Here is a 21,333-nt window from a genome sequence, read left to right on the forward strand (position 1 = left end):
CGTAGAACCAGTTTTTGGATTTCTGAAGGCTAATTTAGGTTTCACTCGATTCTCCGTCCGAGGAAAATCGAAAGTAAAAAATGAAATTGGCCTCGCATTAATGGCGACAAACTTAAGAAAATACGCAATAAGGGAATGGTAATTCCCAATTTGCGCATAAAAATAGAGAAGGTGATGTCAAATTCGACATCACCTTCTCTATTAAAGACTGGAATTTTTACTTATGTCCCAGCCTCTTTTTTTATGCATTTTATTAGCGTGTGGAATTACGAGATTCCATACGATATGGCAACATAACTTGCTTATCTTCAATATCTTCTTTGTTCATAATTTTTGTTAGTAAACGCATTGATACTGCACCAATATCATATAAAGGTAATACAACACTTGAAAGTTGTGGGCGTACCATACGAGCTAATTTAGAATTTTCAAAGCTACATACTTCGATATCTATTGGCACTATTTTTTCATCATCCTGTGCCGCATGAATCACACCAATAGCTGGTTCGTCACTTCCTACAAAATAAGCGGTTGCAGGCTGTGCTAGTTTCGATACATGATTATACACTTTCATACCTTGATCGTATGTTAAAACATCGTCAAAAATCAGCGCCTCATCAATTGGAATTCCCGCTTCTTCTAAAGCTTTCACATAGCCTTGGTATTTATATTTCTTATTAATTGTCGCATTAAACGAACCTGAAATAAATGCAATACGCTCATTGCCATTTTCAATCAATTGTTTTACAGCCTCATAAGTAGCTTCTGTATAATCAATATTAACCGATGGTAAATGATTTGATTCATCAATTGAACCAGCTAATACGATTGGTACTGGCGAATGCCCCATTTTATCAGCTAATGGGTCCGTTACACGTTCTGTCATCATCACAATACCATCAACTTGCTTACCATACATATTATCAAGTAATGTTAATTCTTTCTCTTCATTTAAATCCGAATTCGATAAAATGATATTATAACGATACATTGTTGCAACATCTTCAATCCCACGCGCTAATTCAGCATAGAAAATATTTGAGATGTCTGGAATAATGACCCCAACAGTAGTTGTTTTCTTACTTGCTAATCCTCGCGCTACAGCATTTGGACGATATTCTAAGCGTTCAATGACTTCCAATACTTTTTTACGCGTAGATGGTTTGACGTTTGGATTGCCGTTGACAACTCGAGATACGGTTGCCATTGATACGTTTGCCTCACGTGCTACATCATAAATAGTTACGGTCACAATCATGACCCTCCTTTTAACTTATATACCTTAATAATAAACTATTATGAAAGCGGTTTTCAATAAAAGAAAAGTGACGATTCATCGAAATGAATCGCCACCCCATAAATAGTAGTCTATTATGCTTTTAATTCGTATTGTTTCATGAATACTTGTAATGAATCGTAGAACTTATCAAATGTTGGAATATCCATTTGTTGTTGTGAATCAGAAAGTGCTACTGCTGGATCTGGATGTACTTCTGCCATCACACCATCTGCTCCAATTGCGATTGCTGCTTTTGCACATGGCAACAATAAGTCACGACGACCTGTAGAGTGAACAACGTCTACAAATACAGGTAGATGTGTTTCTTGTTTAAGAATTGGAACAGCTGAAATATCAAGTGTATTACGCGTCGCTTTTTCATACGTACGAATACCACGTTCACAAAGAATGATTTGGTCATTACCTTTAGACATAATGTATTCAGCTGCATGAATGAATTCATCAATTGTTGCTGCAAGACCACGTTTTAATAATACTGGTTTATTTGTTTCACCAGCTGCTTTTAATAATTCGAAGTTTTGCATATTACGTGCACCAATTTGGATAACATCCACGTATTCTAAGGCTTCATCTAAATGAGATGGCGTTACAATTTCAGAGATGATACCTAAACCATGTTTTTGACCAACATCTTTTAAGATTTTTAAGCCTTCAAGACCTAAACCTTGGAAGTCGTATGGTGATGTACGCGGTTTGTAAGCACCGCCTCGCATTAATTTTAAGCCTTTTCCTGCTACAGCTGCTGCTACAGCTTCTGTTTGCTCATAAGACTCTACTGCACAAGGTCCAAATACAAATGATGGAAGACCTTCACCAATTGGTTCACCGTTAACTGTAACAATTGTATCTTCTGGCTTACTTTTACGTGATACCAATAATTTTTTCTTTTGATTGTTTTCTTGTAATTTTAAAGCTGTTTTGAAGATTTCTTTGAACAGGTGGTTCACTGTTCCTTGTGAAAGTGGGCCTTTGTTATTTTCTTTAATAAGATCTAACATGTGGCGTTCGCGTAAAGGATCAAATCGGTTGACACCTTGCTTCTCTTTTACTTGACCAATTTCTTCTACTACCTCTGCACGTTCATTAATTAAACGTAAAATTTCAAGGTTTAGTTCGTCTACACGGTTGCGTAGGCTTTCTAAATTCTGATGACTCATAACCGTTTTTCCCCCTTCTTCCACATATCAGATACTTTCAGCAAACTGAAATGTGTGTTACATTTTTAGATATTATAGTCAGTATAATCAATTCATTTGAAAATGTCACGTATTTTTTCTTTAACGCTTCAACGCAAAAAAGCATTGTAGTTGAAAAATAAGAAATTTTCTGAATATTAGAGAGGATGTTTGCGTAAACGATGAAAAAAATTTTCGCATTAGACATCGGCACTCGTTCTGTTGTTGGTGTTATTTTAGAAAAAAGGGATGATTCTCATTACTCTATTGCCGATTTATTAATTGAAGAACATAAAGAACGTGCAATGGTCGATGGTCAAATACATAATGTATTGCATGTAGCTGAAGTTATTCAACATATTAAAATAAAATTGGAAGAAAGTCATGGACCATTAACTCATGTTAATGTTGCCGCTGCCGGGCGTTCATTAAAAACCGAATCTGGTAGCGCATTATTAAACATTAAAAAACATGCAGCTTTAACGGAAGATGATATTCATCGCCTTGAGCTTGCAGCCGTACAAAATGCGCAAGAACAGTTGATTTATCATCAAGACGGAAAGATAGCATCACATTATTATTGTGTAGGGTATTCGGTACTTCATTATTATATTGACGATCAAGAAATCGGCAGTCTCATTGATCAACAAGGTGAAGAAATCAAAATTGAAGTTATCGCTACATTTTTACCTCGCGTCGTTGTTGAATCACTAATTGCATCATTAAAACGAGCTGACTTAACAATTAATGGTTTAACACTTGAACCAATTGCAGCAATCAATGCCCTTATCCCCGCTACAATGCGTCGTCTTAATGTTGCCCTTGTTGATATTGGCGCAGGAACGTCTGATATCGCCATTACAGACGACAATACGGTTGTAGCCTATGGAATGGTGCCTACCGCTGGTGATGAAATTACAGAGGCATTATGCGATCATTATTTGCTCGATTTTCCTGTCGCTGAAAAAATCAAACGTGAGCTACTAACAAAGGATACTGTAAAAATCGCAGATATTTTAGGGTTTGAGCAAATCATTGCAAGCGCGGAAGCTATCGAACATATTAAACCAGCAATTGAAAACCTTGCAGGAAGCATCACAAATGAAATTTTGCACCTAAATAGCAATAGAGCACCTAAAGCGGTGTTATTAGTTGGGGGAGGCTCTCTTACACCACTTTTAGAAAAAGAACTCGCAGAACGCCTGGAGTTGCCCTTAAATCGTGTTGCTGTACGTGGCATCGATGCAATTCCTTTACTAAATACAGATAACACGACGCGTTCACCTGAACTTGTCACACCAATTGGCATTGCGATTGCAGCAGAACATTCACCAATTAAATATGTAACTGTAATGGTCAATGGACAAACGGTCCGACTATTTGAAGTGAAAGAGATGACTGTAGCAGATGCGCTATTAGCTGCAAATGTACAAGCTAAGAAATTATATGGTAAACCCGGTCTTGGCTTAGCTGTAACAGTTAATGGCCAACAAATTCTTATTCCTGGTGAGCTAGGTAGTCCAACGACGATTTTAGTTAATGGTAAGATTGCTTCGATGAAGCATCCAATTCAAAATGGTGACATATTAGAACTTCGTGAAGGAGAAAACGGTGCAGTGGGCCATGCTTCACTAAATGAATTAATTGAGACTACTCCCCCGCTAACAATTACAGCATTTGATGAAATATACGAACTACAGTCAACGATTCGTGTAAATAACAATATAATGACAAACTTGCACTATAGCGTGCAAGATGGCGATGTGATTACGTGTACACCGCTACAAACGATTGAAGATGCACTAAATACGATTGATAAATCATCCGTTCTAGAACAGGTTCAGCCATTCAAACTTATCATAGATCATCAATCAATTGAATTTCCAGCGTTGTCTGATGAACTACTTTTAAATGGCATTCCTGCGAAAAAACAATATCCGATTCAAGATGGCGATGTGCTAACGCTCAAACCACATACGAATCCAACAGTCGATTTTATTTCACAACATGTCCATCTTACGCTATACAATACGATTCATGTACGTTTTCAAGGAGAAGAGCTAATGCTTTCTAAACCGATTATTGATGTGCTTGTAAATCGAGAGCCAGCCAATGCGCAGACCATTTTAACTTCTGGTGATAGTCTACAATTTATTACACTTGACCAAAGCGGTTGGCATTATAATGATATTTTCCGTTTTTCAGATTGGCAATTACCTATTGCCTTTAAAGGAACTTTCAACATTTTACGCAATGGTGAAGCTGTAAACTTCGATGCCCCTATTTTCGGAGGCGATACATTAGCAATTGAATTGATCCCTACCGTTTAATCATAATAAAAAGCAGGAATCCATTTGGGATTCCTGCTTTTTTAGTATCAAAATAATTATTCTTTTGGTGGCAATTGCTTTTCAGGATTTACAAATACGCTATCCTCAAATGCCTTTTCCTCATCTTCAACTTCCGTCACTGTACGATCTAAAATTTCCTCGATTGGCTCTTCGCCTTCTGAAGAAACCGTTCCATCATCAAGTGGCGGTGTTGCTTGAGATTTTAACGATTTCGCTTTATCTACAACTTTAGCTGATTGCTCTTGAACCTTTTGAGAAAGATCTGTTGCTTTTTCTTTTACAGTTGTTGAGTAATTAGCACTTTTTTCTTTTAAGCTACTTGCTTGTGTAGATACATCTTGACGTAATTCTTTTCCGGCTTTTGGTGCTAACAGTAATGCGGCAGCAGCGCCAAGAATACCACCTACTAAGGCGCCAATAACAAAATCTTTCCCGTTCACACTACTAGAATCTTCATAAAGCTCTCCCGCATTTGCATACGGCTGTGGTAAGTACTGATTTTTTACTTCGTTATAATTCGGCTTTTCTGCTGTCATGCTATGCATCCCCCTTAAAATTACTTACGTTTAAATAATGACTTTTTAGGTTTTGTTGCTGCTGGATATTCATCGACAACAACATTTGCTTGTTTATCTTCTTTTAATTTAGAGCGAATACCCATTAATGCGCTGCTCCATTGTACAACTTGACCAATTTGGTCGCTGTTTTTAGCTACATTATTTTCGATAGAAGAAGTGACCGCTTGAACTGTACTATTTAAACCTTGTACTGAATCACCAAAGCCTTTAACCGCACCAACTAAAGAATTTAATTGTTGCGATTTTCCTTGAACATCTTCCGCTAATGTATTCGTTTTTTCTAATAATAATGTTGTTTCTCTTGTGATACCTTGCATTTGACCTTCGATGCCTTCCATTGTTGTAGAAATGCTTTTCAACGTTGGATTAAGTGCTTTCAATGTCATTGCTAATGAAATACAAAGAATAAGCACGGCAATAGCGAAGATTGCTGCTGCGATGTATAAAATAATAATCACAAAAATCCCTCCTCTGTCTTAACATATTTTCCCACAAATAAATGTAGAATAAACCTGTACTCTTTACATTCTACAAACATTTTGGATTTCCTGCCACTAATATTAGTATTTCAGGAAAACGCTTTTTAAAAATCGTTTGCATTACACAGTTAAAAAAGCACTTGTTTAGATTATTGCCGAAAATAAAAAGGAGCAAACATTAAATAGTTGCTCCTTTCAAAATTATTTTTGTAATAGCTCTTCAAATGCTTTTTGATATTTATTAATATCGCCAGCACCCATGAATAAGAATACTGCTTTTTCATGTTTCGCGAGTTCTTCAATATTATCCATATGCAAGATATGATGTTCGTTCACTAAATCAGCAAGGTCATTAATTGTTAAATTCCCTGCTTTTTCACGTGCAGAACCAAAGATATCACATAGGTATACACAATCTGCAAGATTTAATGCATCTGCAAAATCTTTTAAGAATGCTTGTGTACGTGAAAATGTATGTGGTTGGAATACTGCAAGTAATTCACGATCAGGATATTTTTGACGTGCCGATTGAATTGTTGCTTTAATTTCTGTTGGGTGATGTGCATAGTCATCGACTAAAATTTGATCACCAATTTTTGTTTCTGTGAAGCGACGTTTTACACCTTCATATGTGTGTAAACGTGCTTGAACAGTGTCTGTTGGAATTCCTTCGTAATGACATAAAGAAATAACTGCTAATGTATTTAAGACATGGTGGTCACCAAACATTGGAATCGTAAATGTGCTATAAAATTCATTACGAACGAAAACATCAAATGTTGTGCCTTCTGTTGATTTTTGAACATTACGTGCTTCAAAATCATTATCTGCACCAAATCCATAATAGATAACTGGTACATTCGCTTGAATACGCTGAAGATTTTTATCATCGCCCCATGCAATGATAGCTTTTTTGACTTGCAGTGCCATCTGTTGGAATGCTGAGAATACGTCTTCAATATCTGAATAATAATCAGGATGATCAAAGTCAATATTTGTCATGACTGCGTAATCTGGGTGGTATGCAAGGAAGTGACGACGATATTCACATGCTTCCATAACAAAATTTTGTGCATCTGCTGCACCGCCGCCAGTACCATCACCAATTAAATAAGATGTTGGTTGATCTCCAGCAAGTACATGTGCCATTAAACCTGTTGTAGAGGTTTTACCATGTGCACCTGTGATTGCTACAGACGTATATTTTTCTAAGTATTCACCTAAGAATTTATGATAACGTACAACTTCGACACCTATTTCCCGTGCACGCACAAGTTCAGGGTGTTCGTCAGGAAACGCATTTCCTGCGATAACAGTCATACCTTCTTTAATATTAGCTGCATCAAACGGTAAAATTGTAATACCACGTGCACGCAAAGGATCCTCTGTAAAGAAATGTTTGTCGATATCTGAACCTTGTACTTGTTCACCTGAGTCAAATAAAATTTGAGCTAGTGAACTCATGCCAGATCCTTTAATACCTGTAAAGTGATAAAATGTCATATTTGATTGAAACCTCCCGGAAAAGTTCCCTTCCCCTTCAATTAATAAACTGCTGGCCTATAGTTAGGTCGCTTCCTGCAAAAGTGCAAGCAAGCCCTCTCGTTTGAAAAAGTTGTCATGCATAGTTAGGCCTACATTCATTGCCCGATTCTTTGTCATTCAAAACATTAAATATTATAGCACGAATTAATGTTTTTAAGTACAAAACGTTTTTCAATATAAACTATTTTCATTTTTCATAAAGATTAACCAAATAATTCGAATACCTCGCTCTCTGTCAAGAAGACATCTCGCTTCTTATTACCTTTACGTGATTCCGAAATGTAATTCATTTGCTCAAGCGAATCAATCATACGTGCCGCTCGGTTATAACCGATATTAAAATGACTTTGAATAGATGATGTCGATGTTTGCCCTTGCTCCACAATATGACGACATACCGCTTCAAATAAGTCATCCTGTTTTTCTAAACGATCCGCCTTCTTCACTAATTCTTCTGGTTCAAAAAGGAAGCGTGGTTCGCCTAGAGAACGCACATAATCCGTTACATCTTCAATTTCTTCATCTGTTACGAACGTTCCTTGTAAACGAGTTGGATTGTTTGTACCGCTTGCTAAGTACAGCATGTCACCACGTCCTAATAAACGTTCAGCGCCTTGCGAATCCAAAATAGTTCTCGAATCAATATTTGAAGCAACCGCAAAGGCAATTCGTGTTGGAATATTCGATTTGATTAACCCGGTAATTACATCCACAGATGGACGTTGTGTCGCCACAACTAAATGGATACCACAGGCGCGCGCTTTTTGCGTTAAGCGACAAATGGCATCTTCAACATCTTGTGGCGCTTGCATCATTAAATCGGCTAATTCATCAATAACGATGACAATATACGGCATTTTTTGTGCAAACGCTCGTTTATGTTCCATCATTTCATTATAGCGTGAGATATGGCGAACACGGTGTTCATGGAATAGCTCATAACGGCGTTCCATTTCTTCTACAGCCCAACTTAGCGCTGCAGTCGCTGCCTTCACATCCGTAATTACTGGACTCACTAAATGCGGTATATCTTCATAAACCGCTAGTTCTACCATTTTCGGATCGATTAACATCAATTTTACATCTTGTGGACTAGCTTTCAAGAGTAAACTAATAATAATGGAATTAATACATACAGATTTACCAGATCCGGTTGAACCTGCAATTAATCCATGTGGCATATCTGCTAAATCAAAAGTCACAGGTTGACCAGTTAAATCTAAACCTAATGCAACTTCGAGCGGCGCATTTGATTGTAAGAATTGCTCTGTCTCTGTAATTTCTGATAAGCGTACAGGACGCTTCACTTCATTAGGAATTTCAATCCCTACTAAACTTTTTCCTGGAATCGGTGCTTCGATACGAATATCATGTGCTGCTAATTCTAATTTTAAGTTATCTGCTAAATTTGTAATTTTTGTTAACTTTACACCATGACCAACTTTCAACTGAAATTGCGTAACAGTAGGACCCTGTGTTACATTTTCGATTTCTGCTTCAATTTGGAAATCTTTCAGTGCCTGCACTAATTTTTCGGCCTGCATATCCATCCAAACCTTATCTTCACGTTGTTCAACTGGTGGATTTAAAAAACTCATCGCATGCAATGTATCTGGTTTCACATAAACTTCTGGTTTTTCTTCCATCACAAGTTGAACGGCTCCCATTGAAGGAGCTGTCCCCTTCACATTATTCAAATCTTCAATAATTGTTGAGACCGTTTCTTTCTCGTTTGTAAGTGGTTCTTGTACTGGCTGCTCTGTACAAAGGGTGTCTTCTATTTGCGTGACTGTGGAGGGATACACCTCATTAGTAGAAGTATCTACTTCTTTTTTATATGAATTAAGCGTAACAGTCGGGCGCAACGGAGAAGCTGGAATCAACTTTTCAAGTTCCTTTGCCTTTTCTCCTCGGCGCATTTTTTTCTTTTCAGAAGGTAATAATACAACGTTAAATGGACGAGCCTTTTCTACATGGTTTAAAAAGCTTTCTGGAACGGTTTCATCCGCTTCTTCTAACATAAGTGTTGCCTCTGTTTCTTCAATAACTGCTTCGACCTGTTCACTTGGTGCAATTTCTTCAATTGTTTCAGCTAATTCTTTAATAGCCTCAACCACAGGTAGCTCTTCTACTTCACGCTCTGTTACAGTAAGTTCTTCTTCGATTGCTTGTTCTAAAGATGGTATTTGACCACCTGTTACAGGTTGTTCAATGCCTTGCTCCATTAATTCCATTGCCTGTTCTAATGTTTGTTGAGGCGCCTCTAGAATTTCTTCAACGACTTCTTCAGGTTCAACAATAACTGGTGATTGTTGTTCTGTAATCGTAGGCTCCTTTTCTATCATTACTTCATCTACTTTTTTTGGTTCATTATACTCATTTTGTTGCTCTGAAATCGGTGTTGAAACAATCTTGATATTTTCTACATCTTTACTAATCGGCTCTGCAATATCCATAACTGTTTTTTCTTCTGCATGACGAAGTTCTACCTGATTCAAAATATCTTCAGAAGATTTTATTTCAACTGGCTTTTTATCGTTAATCGTACGTACCAATTCACGTTGCGCTTCAATATGCTCAACTGTCACAATTGGACGTTTTGGTGGCTCTTGGAAACCATAAATAGGTGACGGTACATCCATTGGCTCGAATTTTTTCTTCACAGGTTCTTCTTCGCTAAATGTTTGTTTCGGTGCTACATACAATTCACGTGGAGGTGTCTGTTCCTGTTGACGTACTTGTGGTTGTTGCTGCACAGGGTGCGGACGAGATTTTGGTTTTTGTTCTATATGAGCGACATGTTGTACTCTGGGCTTTCTCACTTCCGGCGCTACCCCTGTTTCTGTAAATGGGTTATATCGCTCTCTACTAATACGTTTCACAGTTCTTATTAATCCTTGCGGTTGTTGACCAAATGGTGAAAAATCTGCAGGTGGCTTTTGATAAACAGGCTCCTGAACTGGCATTGCTTGCTCTTGGAAAAATGGGCTTTGTGTTTCCGGCATATCATACACATCTGCATAGACATCCTCTAACGGTGGGTGTTGCTGTGATTTTTTTTCCTTCTGGAAATCTACAGCTGTTTCCGGCATATCATATGTTTGATAAGCTTGTTCTACTTGTGGCTCTTCATAATACTCATAGGGTTGCTCATCTATATAGTCACGACGATCCTCGTAATATTCTTGCTGTTCTTCACTATCATCTTTCTTAAAGAGTTTTTTAAAGAAACTCATGTCAATCACTCACTTCCAATTGAATTCCCTTCATTTTACCAATAATAAATACACAGGTGCAATGAACACCCTAATATTCAGCGTAAAATGGCTATTTTCACAATATGTATTTAGCCCCTAGGACTTATTTATTTTAATCTACTTTGTCAAAATTTAAAAAAACCGTGCACAAGGCACGGTTTCATTACTTTATAAGTCCACTGCATCTTACGTTTTTATGCGTGGAAAGGTGCGCCCACTTCTGCATTATCATCTAAAACAAGAATACCACGTACTTGTGGAGCATTCGGAATGGCTAATTCACGTGCCGAACACATCATACCGTAAGATTCAACTCCACGTAATTTTGATTCAACAATAACTGTACCAGAAGGCATAACAGCACCAATTTTTGCGACAACAACTTTTTGACCTTGTGCAACGTTTGGTGCGCCACAAACAATTTGTAGTGGAGCTTCTTCATCAACTTGCACTTGGCAAATGTGTAATTTGTCTGCATCTGGATGGTCTGCGATTTCTAACACATGGCCCACAATAAATTTTGGTGTTAAATCAACATCTAAATCAAGTGTTGCACCGCATTTTGTAAGTGCTGCTTTTAAAGTGTCAACAAATTCCTCTGATAACTCTACGTTGCCGCTCACACCATCTAAATTCATATATGCTGAAGCATTAAATAAGTTAAATGCTTTTACTTCTCCTGTAGCACCTTCTTTTACAAAAACAACATCTTCGTGACGTTCAAGTTCAACTTGTACGACTGGTTCTGTTGTTAATTGTACTAATAAAGTGTCGCCAACATGTGGCTTATTGTAAGATACGATCATTTTTTATCCTCTTCCTGTTTTCGATTCTTTGCCATAATGAAGATTGGCTCTAATTTTCCGTCCTCATAAATAAATGATAATGACGTAATTGGTACTGTTCCAATCGAGAAGAAATGCATCGTCATTTGAGCGAGCACATCATAACCCGTTGGATTTTGAATATCAGCAATAATTAAAACGTCTTGATGGGGTACTGCTACCGCCATCTCCCCTTTTATTTTACCACGCATTTCACGTAAAAAGGATTCATTTAATAAACGACTTGCATCATAACCATCATTTTCATTCAAAAAATAGAATGTATTGCCAGCTACTTCATCTTTTTTGACCTTTGTAGAAAGTTCACGAGCTTTAAAACGTGCTGCTTCTTTCATCTGTGCCTCATCTAAATGAAGTTTTTTGAGCATATCCGTATCAATTAAACGATAGGTACGGCCTAAATCTAACGCATAATAAACAGTTGTTTCTGCTGTATGCTCCGATGTAATAAAATCAAAACCTTCTTTTGATTTTTTCGGAAATGAGCCAGAACGAATTACTGGATAAATCGCCGCGGTATTTTGAAAACCTTGTTGTTCCTGTGCCATCGCTTTAAATGTTTCATCGATTGTATAAACAACCTCATCAACAGCTTTATTTCCGCGCTCTTCATACTTTGCTAACGTGTCACCAAGCGTCATATCTAGGCCCTTGCCCAATACTTTATGCTCGATGCGTAACTTATTTGTTTTTTCATCTAACGACCAAGTGTACCTCTCTTCACCTAAGCGTTGTTTTAAAATTTGGATGAGTTCGTTTGCTTTCACGTCATCAGTCCTTTTCTATTGTTTCGTTAAAAATGCTTCAATTTCAGATTGCGTTTTGCGGTCTTTTGAGACAAAACGACCTGTCTCTGCACCATGGTCAAATGCTAAAAAGCTTGGAATACCGAAAATATCATTGTCTACACATAAATCAATATAGTCATCGCGGTCAACATAGACGAATTGAATTGTTGAAAATTTTGATTCTACTTCAGGCATAAATGGTTCGATAAAGCGACAGTCTGGACACCAATTTGCCGAAAAGACGAACACAACTTTTTCATTGTTTTTTAATTGTTCAAATTGCTCAATTGACTGTAATTTTTCCATTTCTCATTCTCCTTTAAATGCGTGCAGTTATTTACCTTTTCTAGTTTAATCGTAACATTAATCATTCGCAAAGAAAGTGCTTAGTTCTTTTCAAAATACAGATATTGACCAAGTAATAATGTTAAGATATGTTCAAACATCGCCTGGCGGTCGACATAGCCATTTGTAAATACACCGATGGCACCAGAATGTTCTCTTGTATTTACTTGCTGCGCATAGTCGTCCATAACAGGTCCTAGTTCGCGACCTTTTTGAATTTCTAGTGCAATTTCTTTTGGTAACGGGATTTGTGCGCCAGCAGCAGTGTACACTTGGCCTGTTTTCGTTGCTAGTGCTGCCCAGTTGCATAAATACATTACGCCATCTAACATCTTGACGCCACCCTCTAAGCCAAAACCAAATTGCGCATCTGTTACCGTTAGTGTTGCTTTTGCACGATTCATAGCACCTTGACGTGTTTCCTCATCAGACATTGGTTGCTCGGAAACATCCGAATTTACACTTACCGCTTCAAATACGATTGCTTTCTTTATGTACATTTTCACAACTTTTTGTACTGCCTGTGTTTTTGCACGATTTTTCGTTCCAATTGCAATTTTCACTGTCATTCCTCCACATAAAAATACCGACTTTATCCTAGAACAAAGTCGGAATGTATTTAAACGTTTATTTACCTAAAATTGTTTTTAATGTTGATGCATCTGCTGCGCGTACTAAGGCAACAATTAACTCTTTTGCTGCATCAATATCATCTGTATTAATAATCGATGCATGTGAGTGAATGTAACGTGAGCAAATCCCGATAACGGAACTTGGAACACCATCATTTGAAATGTGTACATTCCCTGCATCCGTACCACCTGGTGATACAAAGTATTGATATGGAATATTATTAGATTCAGCTGTATCTAAAATGAATTCACGCATTCCTTTATGTGTTACCATTGTGCGGTCAAAAATGCGTAATAATGGTCCTTTACCTAGCTGACCAAATTGCGTTTTATCTCCTGTTGCATCATTTGCCGGACTCGCATCTAATGCAAAGAATAAATCTGGTTTAATCATATTTGCCGAAACTTTCGCACCGCGAAGTCCTACTTCTTCCATCACGTTTGCTCCAGCGTATAATGTATTCGGTAATTTTTCACCGTGTACTTCTTTCATTAATTCTAATGCTAAGCCACAACCATAACGATTATCCCAAGCTTTTGCCATGACTTTTTTTGGGTTCGCCATCACTTGGAATTTACTATCTGGAATAATGGATTGTCCTGGAATAATTCCCATCGACAAGGCATCTTCACGATCATCTGCACCAATATCAATTAACATATTTTTAATTTCCATCGGTTTATTACGTTGTTCTGCTGATAATAAATGGGGTGGAACAGAGGCGATAACGCCTGGAATTGGTCCATTATTTGTGTAGACAAGCACACGTTGTGCAAGCATCACCTGGTTTGACCAGCCACCTAATGTTTGAAAACGAATCATGCCGTTCTCTGTAATTTGTGTCACCATAAAGGCTACTTCATCCATATGGCCTGCGACTAAAATTTTAGGCGCACCCTCTTCACCATGTTTTACCCCAAAAATACCGCCTAGATTATCTTGAACAATTTCATCTGAATATTGTTCAAGATATGTACGCATGTAAGCACGTACCGCATGTTCATTTCCTGGAGCCCCCGGTAATTCAGTTAATGTTTTAAACATCTCTAATGTTTGTTGATTCAACGGAAATTCCTCCCCTTTATATGTGAAATTCGCTATCATACATTTCTATTGTAGCTTTCTATGACTTGAATTGCTACATTACTATTTCGTTTCTCGTGATAATTCCAAACTTTTCTAAAAATGAATTATAATTCACCACTCTCCCTGTTTTCTATTTACACTTCTTTTCATTCGTGTGATACACTATACATATAGTTAAATTAAGGGGGAAAACCAATGAAATTACGTGACTTTTTAATCGGCGTTGCAACTGGTGTTGCCGCTGCATACGTGCTTAAAGAAGCTTCTACACGTGTAAATCCAAATCGCAATCCTAACTCTGTTCTTGAAGATATTAAAAATCAATTCAAGCAAGAAGGTCCAATTGACGGTTCTTGGATTTACATGCAACCAGAAACGTTCAAAAAAGAAAACATTTCAATCCCTGTTTACAAAGGCGGCATCTCTCGCGTAGAAGATGGCGAACAAGTAAACTTCGAATTCGCTGCTGATGCAAAAAGCGGTGCAATCGTTGACCTAGTACGCGTTTAATCGCTACATAAAAAGGAATCGTGCTGTTCGCACGATTCCTTTTTTTATTTACTAAATTCCATAGTCACTATGTGTTACCGGCACTTCTTCTAACACTTCTTTCCCTGTCGTATCCCATTTGATGACACGATGGAAGTTATCATGATAGAACGATACATAGTAACCACGTTCTAAAATTTCTTTTGTTAAGCGTTCTTTTGCAAAAACAGATGTCATTGGATAATCATCATACGCCATTACCCATAATGGATTTTGGTGAGCAGTCGTTGCTAAAATATCACCCATATGAATTAACGTATCACCTTGTTGTTCAAAGCGAATCACAGCATGTCCATCACTATGACCACCTGTATGCTCCATTGTAATGCCTGGTACTACTTCAAATGAATCCTTAAATGTCTTCACCTGGTTTTGAATCGGCTCCCAATTTTCGCGCCAATAGGTTGCTTTCGAACGAATATTAGGACTACGAAGCTCATTCCATTCTACATCTGACACATAAATGGTGGCATTTTCAAATACAGGGACAAGCACGTCACCCTCATAGCGCGTTAAACCACTTGCATGGTCAAAATGCATATGTGTCATCAAAATAACATCAATATCAGCCGTCGTCAATCCAAGCATATGTAAACTTTCTTCAATATGCGATTCACGTGTTACACCATAATTACGCTTTTGCTTATCATTTAATTTTCCACTACCGATACCCGAATCAACTAAATAGTTCGTATCCCCATACTGTACTAAAATTGGATGTGTTGGTAACGGAATTTGATTATGATCATTTACTTCATATTTCCGTGTCCATAATGGTTTAGGAACAACCCCAAACATTGCTCCCCCATCAAGCCATGTCATTCCTCCATCAAGCCATGTAAAGCGCATATCGTGAAATTGAAATTTATCCATCTCTATGTCCCCCTTTGTCAAAAATACAGTTTAATCGTAACATATCCGTTCATAAAATAGAATATATTTACATTTCTTTTAAAACAAAAAAACTACCTAATATATCTTTTTTTCATCAACAAAAAAAAGCAGATGATGCGACATTTTGCACACCACCTGCTTTTTGTGAAGAACTCACTTATTTTTCTGTCATAAATTGTGCTTCTAAACGATAAATCGGTTGACCTTTTGAAGAGAATTTTTCTTCATATTCAGTCATGATATTATCTTCAACATCATCATTGTGTAAATCTAATGACACTAATTTTAGTTTCATACCATAATCCGTTAAGCTCATTAATGAGAATTCAAATAAGCCACGGTTATCTGTTTTGAAGTGAATTTCACCGTTATCAATTAATACTTTTTCGTATAAGCTTAAGAAGTTTGCATGTGTTAAACGACGTTTTGCATGGCGTGTTTTTGGCCATGGATCAGAAAAGTTTAAATAAACTTGGCTCACATCACCTTTTGCAAAATATTCTTCTAACTTAGAACCATTCACATTTAATAAGCGTAAATTTTCAGGTTGTCCAGCTTCTACTGCTTTTTTTGCAGCGATTACAATGACACTATCAAATAATTCAATTCCGATATAATTAATGTTTGGATTTGCTTTCGCCATTCCAGTAATAAATTGTCCTTTACCCGTACCTACTTCAATGTGTAATGGGTTATCATTACCGAATAATTCATTCCAACGACCCTTATAATCTTCTGGATTTGACACGACTAAATCTGGATGTTCATTTAAATAGTCTTCTGCCCAAGGTTTGTTACGTAATCTCAACGTTCTTTCCTCATTTCTATAAGTTGCATTTCAACAATTCATTATTCAAGAAATTCAGCAATTAGTCAAGCGGGTTACGTGCCAAACGAAATGATTTGGGCTGCATTTTGATTGTAATGACTTCTTTTGAAAGGCCAATATCTTCACCATCGGCATGGCCTTGTATAGATTCGCTATAGTGAATAGTAAATGCTTCTGCACTTATTTGTGACACATGTTTTTTAAAATTTACATGCTTTCCTTTAAAAATAGTCGCGAACAAAAATAATAATTTTAGTCGCGATAAATTTTCAACGATTGTTAATTCAAAGCGACCATCATCCGTTCGTGAATAAGGTGAAATTTTCATTCCTCCACCAATAAATGGTTGATTACTTATTGTCGTAATCCACACATTTTTATAAATCTTACGTTTCATTTCGTACTCTACTACGACATCAAATGGTTTGAATGTCATAACTTCTTTAATTAGAATAATGATATAGGTTAGTCGCCCTAAGTTCATGCGATTTAACCAATTTTTTAGAGGTGTTTTATTTACTTCATAAACAATTTTCGCATCCACTCCATAGCCAATATTATTCATAAATATATGCTGACTATCCGTAAACAATACACCTGTATCTTCTTCAGTAATAACAGGATTGCTAAAAAACGCCTCAATTTCTGCAGCTGTTTTAAACGCGCTGAATCCACGACCAAAATCATTCCCAGAACCCCCATTCATCACACCAATTATAATATTTGAATGATGAACAGCACCTTGAATTGCCTCATGAATAGTGCCATCGCCACCAATGACGATACAAAGCTGGTCTCCTTCATTCTGTGAAATTTTATCAATGAGCGCTGTCGCATGACATGGTCCTGTTGTTTGATGCAATTCATATGGACTTTTTAGTGTTGCAATAACACTGGCTACAACTTGCTTCGCACGACCATTTCCTGCTCGTTCATTAACAATAATATGAAGCATCATAAATCAAACTTTTCGACATCATCTTTCGTTTTGTACCAATCTGCACGGTTAAATGATGTCGTTTGTGAATGTTCTAAAAGTGCCTCTGCTGCTTTAAATTGTAAATGTTTCATTGGAGATGCATTGCGTTTTAATTCCTCAAACCATGCGTCATAATGACGACGGTCGACAATTTTAATACCATAAATCGACCCAGGATAATCGATGTAGCCATTACGTGATAATAAAATACGGTGAATATCAAGAGATACATCTGCCTCTTCAAAAATTTGGTGTACAACCTTTTCCATGCGTTTAAGACCGATTAATGGATTTAATACACGTTTATCTTGTTCACCGATTTTCTTTGTCCAAAAACGCTCCTTACTGTCTCCTGTAAAAGCTGCAACATCCTCTTCCTCAACTAGTTGAATCACATAACATTCCGTTGGTGCTAAAACAATAACACCTATTTCAATCGGCGCTTTCTTTAATTGTAAAATTGGATCATACAACACAAAATATGTATCAGGTAATTTTTGTACGAGCGTGCGAAGCCATGTATCTCGCTGGTATTTTGGATCAAGGTGTGATTTTTCACGCAATGTTGAGCTTGCCCATTTTAATTGAAAATGAAAGAGTTGATCTAAGTACATTCGTTTTAATTCCTCTTCATTTTGTGGATTGTACAATAAAGTCGGATTAAAATTAAGTGTGCTCACTTCATCAGGAATCAAATCGTCTGCCCTATCATCAATTTCTAATGCGCTAGAACCTTGCTCCCATGGATTATCCCAAGATTCTTTTTCTTTACGTTTAAATAAACGTTTGAATAAATTTGGCTTCTTATTCTGTTCGTCAATCATTATTTCTTCTAATTCTAGAGCTGCATGATTGTTTGCGCGCCATTCCTCATTCATTCGTTTCCACTGTACATGCTTTAACCGTACATATTGCGTTGGGTAACGTTTGAGGTCAATTTGATAACGTGATACATAATCTTGTAGCTTAATTAATTGTGCCATCTCTATCACTCCATTCTTTCGAACAAAAAGAAGCGATATTTTTATACAGAATATCGCTTCTTGCTATGTGTATACATTGTAGTATATCGGAATTAATTGTTAAATTGTAATGCTTTCTTGCACTTTAGCTTCGAAAGCTTGTTGAAGTTTTCGCGTTGTTTCTCCTGGTTCCCCGTCGCCAATAATCGTATCGTTAATTTGGATAATCGGTGAAACCTCTGCTCCTGTAGATGTAAAGAACACTTCATCCATTGTAAGTAATTCTTCTACTGTCATAGCCTCTTCAACAATTTCAATACCTTGTTCTTTTGCACAGCGGAATACAACATCTCGTGTAATGCCTTTTAAAATCAAATTATTTGCTGGATGTGTATAAACTATTCCATTTTTTACACCATAGACATTCGAAGAAGAACCCTCTGTTACGATGTCTTCACGATGTAAAATGGCTTCAGCACAATCAGCCTCGTGTGCAGCTTGTTTTGCTAATACAGCCCCCAATAAATTTAAGCTCTTAATATCACAACGTAACCAGCGAATATCATCATATAATACTGTTTTTACCCCTTGTTCAAACTGTTCAACTGGACGATCACTTACTTGTGTATAAGCTGTAAATGTCGCACTCGCTTCATCTGGGAAATAATGCTGACGTTCAGCAACGCCACGTGTTACCTGCATATAAACATGTCCTGTATTTAATTGATCTGCTTCTACTAAATCGTAGACCATTTTATGCAGCACATCTTTTGTATAAGGAATGATAATGCGTAACTCATCTGCTGAACGATAGAAACGATTAATATGCGCTTCCATTTCAAATAAATTACCTTTATACACTTTAATTACTTCATAAACGCCATCACCAAATTGATAACCTCGGTCCTCAGCGTCAATTTTCGCTTCATTACGGTTCATTAATTGATCATTTACCCAAATATGTGTCATTACGCCACACTCCCTTTACGTTCAATAATTGCTCGTTTATTATTACAAAAAAATAGTAGAATAGCAAAAATAAGCTTGTATTGAAAAAATTTAATACGCGTCCCCTGTTATGCTTTAATCGTTGCTAATTCAACGATTGCATCTGCATAAATTGCTGCTGCCTTAACTAAATTTTCGATAATAACATATTCGTCATGTTGGTGTGCAATATCAGGCTCCCCAGGAAATAGCATGCCGAATGCGACGCCATTTGGCAATTCACGTGCATAGGTGCCGCCGCCAATAGCTAGCAGTTCCGCTTTTTCTCCTGTATTTCGTTCATAGACAGCTGATAATTTTTGAATTAATTCTTCTTCTGGGGCCACATAATGTGGCTCTGAGTTGTCATCGATAATTAATTCAAAACCCGTTCCTTCAAGCGCTTGTTTTCCCTGTTCAATTGATTTTTCAAAATCATACGATACAGAGTAGCGCATAGATACGCGCACTTCACCAATACGACCCGCTTCATATTCCACAACACCTGCATTTAGCGTTGTATCGCCTGACATTTCATCATTGTATGCAAGACCAAGCGCATGACCTCTTGTTTCTGTCCCAAAACCTTTAACAATAAAGTCAACAAATTGTTTCGATACAGGTGTTTCCAAATGATTGACTAAAAATGTTGCTAGTTTAATTGCGGCATTCACACCATTGTTTGGCTCCATTGCATGTGCGGATACACCTTTTATTGTTAACGTAAATGTATTTGAGTTATCGTTCGTGATTTCGCCTATCACATTTTCATTTACTAAATACGCTTCAAATTGTTCTTTGATTTGTGATGAAACATTTTTAACAATTGCTGTTGCAAAATCAGGCACCATATTAATACGATGTCCTGCATGGAAAGAACGCAATTGTTCATCATTATCCGTCACATTCATTTGACGATATGTTGTTTCCGCAATGCCTTTTTCCGCATTAATAATTGGAAAATCTGCGTCAGGAGCAAATCCTAATGTTGGAATTTCTTCATTAGCCATATAGTGATTGACACAACGGAAACCAGTTTCTTCATCTGAACCAACAATTAAACGTACACGACGTGATAATGTAATTCCTGCATCTTGAACCATTTTCATTGCTAGCCACGCTGCCATTGTTGGTCCCTTGTCATCAATTGCACCGCGACCAAAAAGCTTGCCATCCTCAATCTCTGCACCAAATGGCTCATGTACCCAATCACTTCCTGCAGGTACAACATCGACATGACAAAGTATGCCAACCATTTCTTCGCCCTGCCCCATTTCAATATAGCCAACTTTATTCGCCATATTTACTACGTTCATCTTCTGAATTTTTCCTTGTTCAAGCATCCAATTTAATGCTTTTAGTGGTCCTTCACCAAACGGTACTTGCTCTGTTGCTGTCGATTCATCTAAAACACTATTAATGCGTACTAATGCTTGTAAATCTTTAATCATTTCCTGCTGACGTTCTTGCGCTTTTTCTAACCAATTCATGAATCAAAACCTCCTAAGCTAATCTAACCTCAGTGTACACCTTACATCATATTATTGGATAGTGATTTCAAAAATACGAACAATATAAACATTAAAATTGTAAAAAGTTCGTTTATTAACCGTAAATTTTTGGTACTGTCTTATTTTTTTAAGTTAAATGTATGGAAGAAAATTTGTTTTTCAGCTATAATGGTGGTGTCAGAAACAATCTGACCAACAAAACCGAAAAGGGGATGTCTAAGGCAGCCAATTTAGCCTATG

General features: G+C 37.1%; 20 protein-coding genes. 3 read left to right on the top strand and 17 right to left on the bottom strand.

Going from position 1 to position 21,333, the window contains the following annotated elements; all coding sequences use genetic code 11:
- Nucleotides 1-142 (top strand): transposase (locus QI30_RS00375; protein ID WP_148113842.1); only part of this gene is annotated, 142 nt, incomplete at its 5' end.
- Between the two features lie 111 nt (nucleotides 143-253).
- Here QI30_RS00375 and ccpA read toward each other — a convergent pair.
- Nucleotides 254-1,252 carry a catabolite control protein A gene (ccpA, locus tag QI30_RS00380; RefSeq protein WP_126988987.1) on the bottom strand — a complete coding sequence of 333 codons (999 nt, stop codon included), beginning with the start codon at nucleotides 1,250-1,252 and terminating at the stop codon, nucleotides 254-256.
- Nucleotides 1,253-1,371: 119 nt separating this feature from the next.
- Nucleotides 1,372-2,457 (bottom strand): bifunctional 3-deoxy-7-phosphoheptulonate synthase/chorismate mutase, encoded by a 1,086-nt coding sequence (locus tag QI30_RS00385; RefSeq protein ID WP_126988988.1) that lies wholly within the window; start codon nucleotides 2,455-2,457, stop codon nucleotides 1,372-1,374.
- A 200-nt stretch (nucleotides 2,458-2,657) separates the two neighbouring features.
- Here QI30_RS00385 and QI30_RS00390 point away from each other — a divergent pair, with 200 nt between their 5' ends.
- Complete coding sequence (locus QI30_RS00390) at nucleotides 2,658-4,805, top strand: cell division protein FtsA (RefSeq protein ID WP_126988989.1); 2,148 nt, start codon at nucleotides 2,658-2,660, stop codon at nucleotides 4,803-4,805.
- A 56-nt stretch (nucleotides 4,806-4,861) separates the two neighbouring features.
- Here the strand turns inward: QI30_RS00390 and QI30_RS00395 are convergent, their stop codons facing one another.
- The 9 genes from QI30_RS00395 to QI30_RS00435 all read right to left on the bottom strand — a co-directional run bounded on the left by QI30_RS00395 (nucleotide 4,862) and on the right by QI30_RS00435 (nucleotide 14,361).
- Nucleotides 4,862-5,362, bottom strand: coding sequence for a YtxH domain-containing protein (locus tag QI30_RS00395; RefSeq protein WP_126988990.1), 501 nt, complete (start codon nucleotides 5,360-5,362; stop codon nucleotides 4,862-4,864).
- 20 nt (nucleotides 5,363-5,382) lie between these two features.
- Entirely contained in the window at nucleotides 5,383-5,862 is a 480-nt protein-coding gene (locus tag QI30_RS00400) for a DUF948 domain-containing protein (RefSeq protein ID WP_126988991.1), read from the bottom strand.
- A gap of 222 nt (nucleotides 5,863-6,084) precedes the next feature.
- On the bottom strand, nucleotides 6,085-7,386 hold the full coding sequence (gene murC / locus QI30_RS00405) for a UDP-N-acetylmuramate--L-alanine ligase (protein ID WP_126988992.1): 1,302 nt from the start codon (nucleotides 7,384-7,386) through the stop codon (nucleotides 6,085-6,087).
- Between the two features lie 245 nt (nucleotides 7,387-7,631).
- Nucleotides 7,632-10,664, bottom strand: a complete 3,033-nt coding sequence (locus QI30_RS00410; protein ID WP_233600489.1) for a DNA translocase FtsK — start codon at nucleotides 10,662-10,664, stop codon at nucleotides 7,632-7,634.
- A 215-nt stretch (nucleotides 10,665-10,879) separates the two neighbouring features.
- Nucleotides 10,880-11,491 carry a YtpR family tRNA-binding protein gene (ytpR, locus tag QI30_RS00415; RefSeq protein WP_126988993.1) on the bottom strand — a complete coding sequence of 204 codons (612 nt, stop codon included), beginning with the start codon at nucleotides 11,489-11,491 and terminating at the stop codon, nucleotides 10,880-10,882.
- Nucleotides 11,488-12,297: a DUF1444 family protein gene (locus QI30_RS00420; protein WP_126988994.1), complete on the bottom strand. Its 810-nt coding sequence runs from the start codon at nucleotides 12,295-12,297 to the stop codon at nucleotides 11,488-11,490. Before QI30_RS00420 ends, ytpR begins: the two co-directional genes overlap by 4 nt.
- A 15-nt stretch (nucleotides 12,298-12,312) precedes the next feature.
- Nucleotides 12,313-12,624: a thioredoxin family protein gene (locus QI30_RS00425; RefSeq protein WP_126988995.1), complete on the bottom strand. Its 312-nt coding sequence runs from the start codon at nucleotides 12,622-12,624 to the stop codon at nucleotides 12,313-12,315.
- Between the two features lie 80 nt (nucleotides 12,625-12,704).
- On the bottom strand, nucleotides 12,705-13,226 hold the full coding sequence (locus tag QI30_RS00430; RefSeq protein WP_126988996.1) for a DUF84 family protein: 522 nt from the start codon (nucleotides 13,224-13,226) through the stop codon (nucleotides 12,705-12,707).
- Nucleotides 13,227-13,290: 64 nt separating this feature from the next.
- Nucleotides 13,291-14,361 carry a M42 family metallopeptidase gene (locus tag QI30_RS00435; protein ID WP_126988997.1) on the bottom strand — a complete coding sequence of 357 codons (1,071 nt, stop codon included), beginning with the start codon at nucleotides 14,359-14,361 and terminating at the stop codon, nucleotides 13,291-13,293.
- A 216-nt stretch (nucleotides 14,362-14,577) separates the two neighbouring features.
- Here QI30_RS00435 and QI30_RS00440 point away from each other — a divergent pair, with 216 nt between their 5' ends.
- Entirely contained in the window at nucleotides 14,578-14,892 is a 315-nt protein-coding gene (locus tag QI30_RS00440) for a hypothetical protein (RefSeq protein WP_126988998.1), read from the top strand.
- Nucleotides 14,893-14,943: 51 nt separating this feature from the next.
- Here the strand turns inward: QI30_RS00440 and QI30_RS00445 are convergent, their stop codons facing one another.
- The 6 genes from QI30_RS00445 to pepV all read right to left on the bottom strand — a co-directional run bounded on the left by QI30_RS00445 (nucleotide 14,944) and on the right by pepV (nucleotide 21,072).
- Nucleotides 14,944-15,804, bottom strand: coding sequence for a YtnP family quorum-quenching lactonase (locus tag QI30_RS00445; protein ID WP_126988999.1), 861 nt, complete (start codon nucleotides 15,802-15,804; stop codon nucleotides 14,944-14,946).
- 178 nt (nucleotides 15,805-15,982) lie between these two features.
- Nucleotides 15,983-16,633, bottom strand: a complete 651-nt coding sequence (gene trmB / locus QI30_RS00450) for a tRNA (guanosine(46)-N7)-methyltransferase TrmB (protein WP_126989000.1) — start codon at nucleotides 16,631-16,633, stop codon at nucleotides 15,983-15,985.
- Nucleotides 16,634-16,694: 61 nt separating this feature from the next.
- Complete coding sequence (locus QI30_RS00455) at nucleotides 16,695-17,612, bottom strand: diacylglycerol/lipid kinase family protein (RefSeq protein ID WP_126989001.1); 918 nt, start codon at nucleotides 17,610-17,612, stop codon at nucleotides 16,695-16,697.
- Complete coding sequence (locus QI30_RS00460; RefSeq protein WP_126989002.1) at nucleotides 17,609-18,616, bottom strand: nuclease-related domain-containing protein; 1,008 nt, start codon at nucleotides 18,614-18,616, stop codon at nucleotides 17,609-17,611. Before QI30_RS00460 ends, QI30_RS00455 begins: the two co-directional genes overlap by 4 nt.
- 99 nt (nucleotides 18,617-18,715) lie before the next feature.
- Nucleotides 18,716-19,564, bottom strand: a complete 849-nt coding sequence (gene dat / locus QI30_RS00465; protein WP_126989003.1) for a D-amino-acid transaminase — start codon at nucleotides 19,562-19,564, stop codon at nucleotides 18,716-18,718.
- Nucleotides 19,565-19,671: 107 nt separating this feature from the next.
- Nucleotides 19,672-21,072 (bottom strand): dipeptidase PepV, encoded by a 1,401-nt coding sequence (gene pepV, locus QI30_RS00470; RefSeq protein WP_126989004.1) that lies wholly within the window; start codon nucleotides 21,070-21,072, stop codon nucleotides 19,672-19,674.
- Nucleotides 21,073-21,333 lie beyond the last annotated feature (261 nt).

Origin of the sequence: Candidatus Kurthia intestinigallinarum, from assembly GCF_003991225.1 — a bacterium.
Classification (GTDB): domain Bacteria; phylum Bacillota; class Bacilli; order Bacillales_A; family Planococcaceae; genus Kurthia; species Kurthia populi.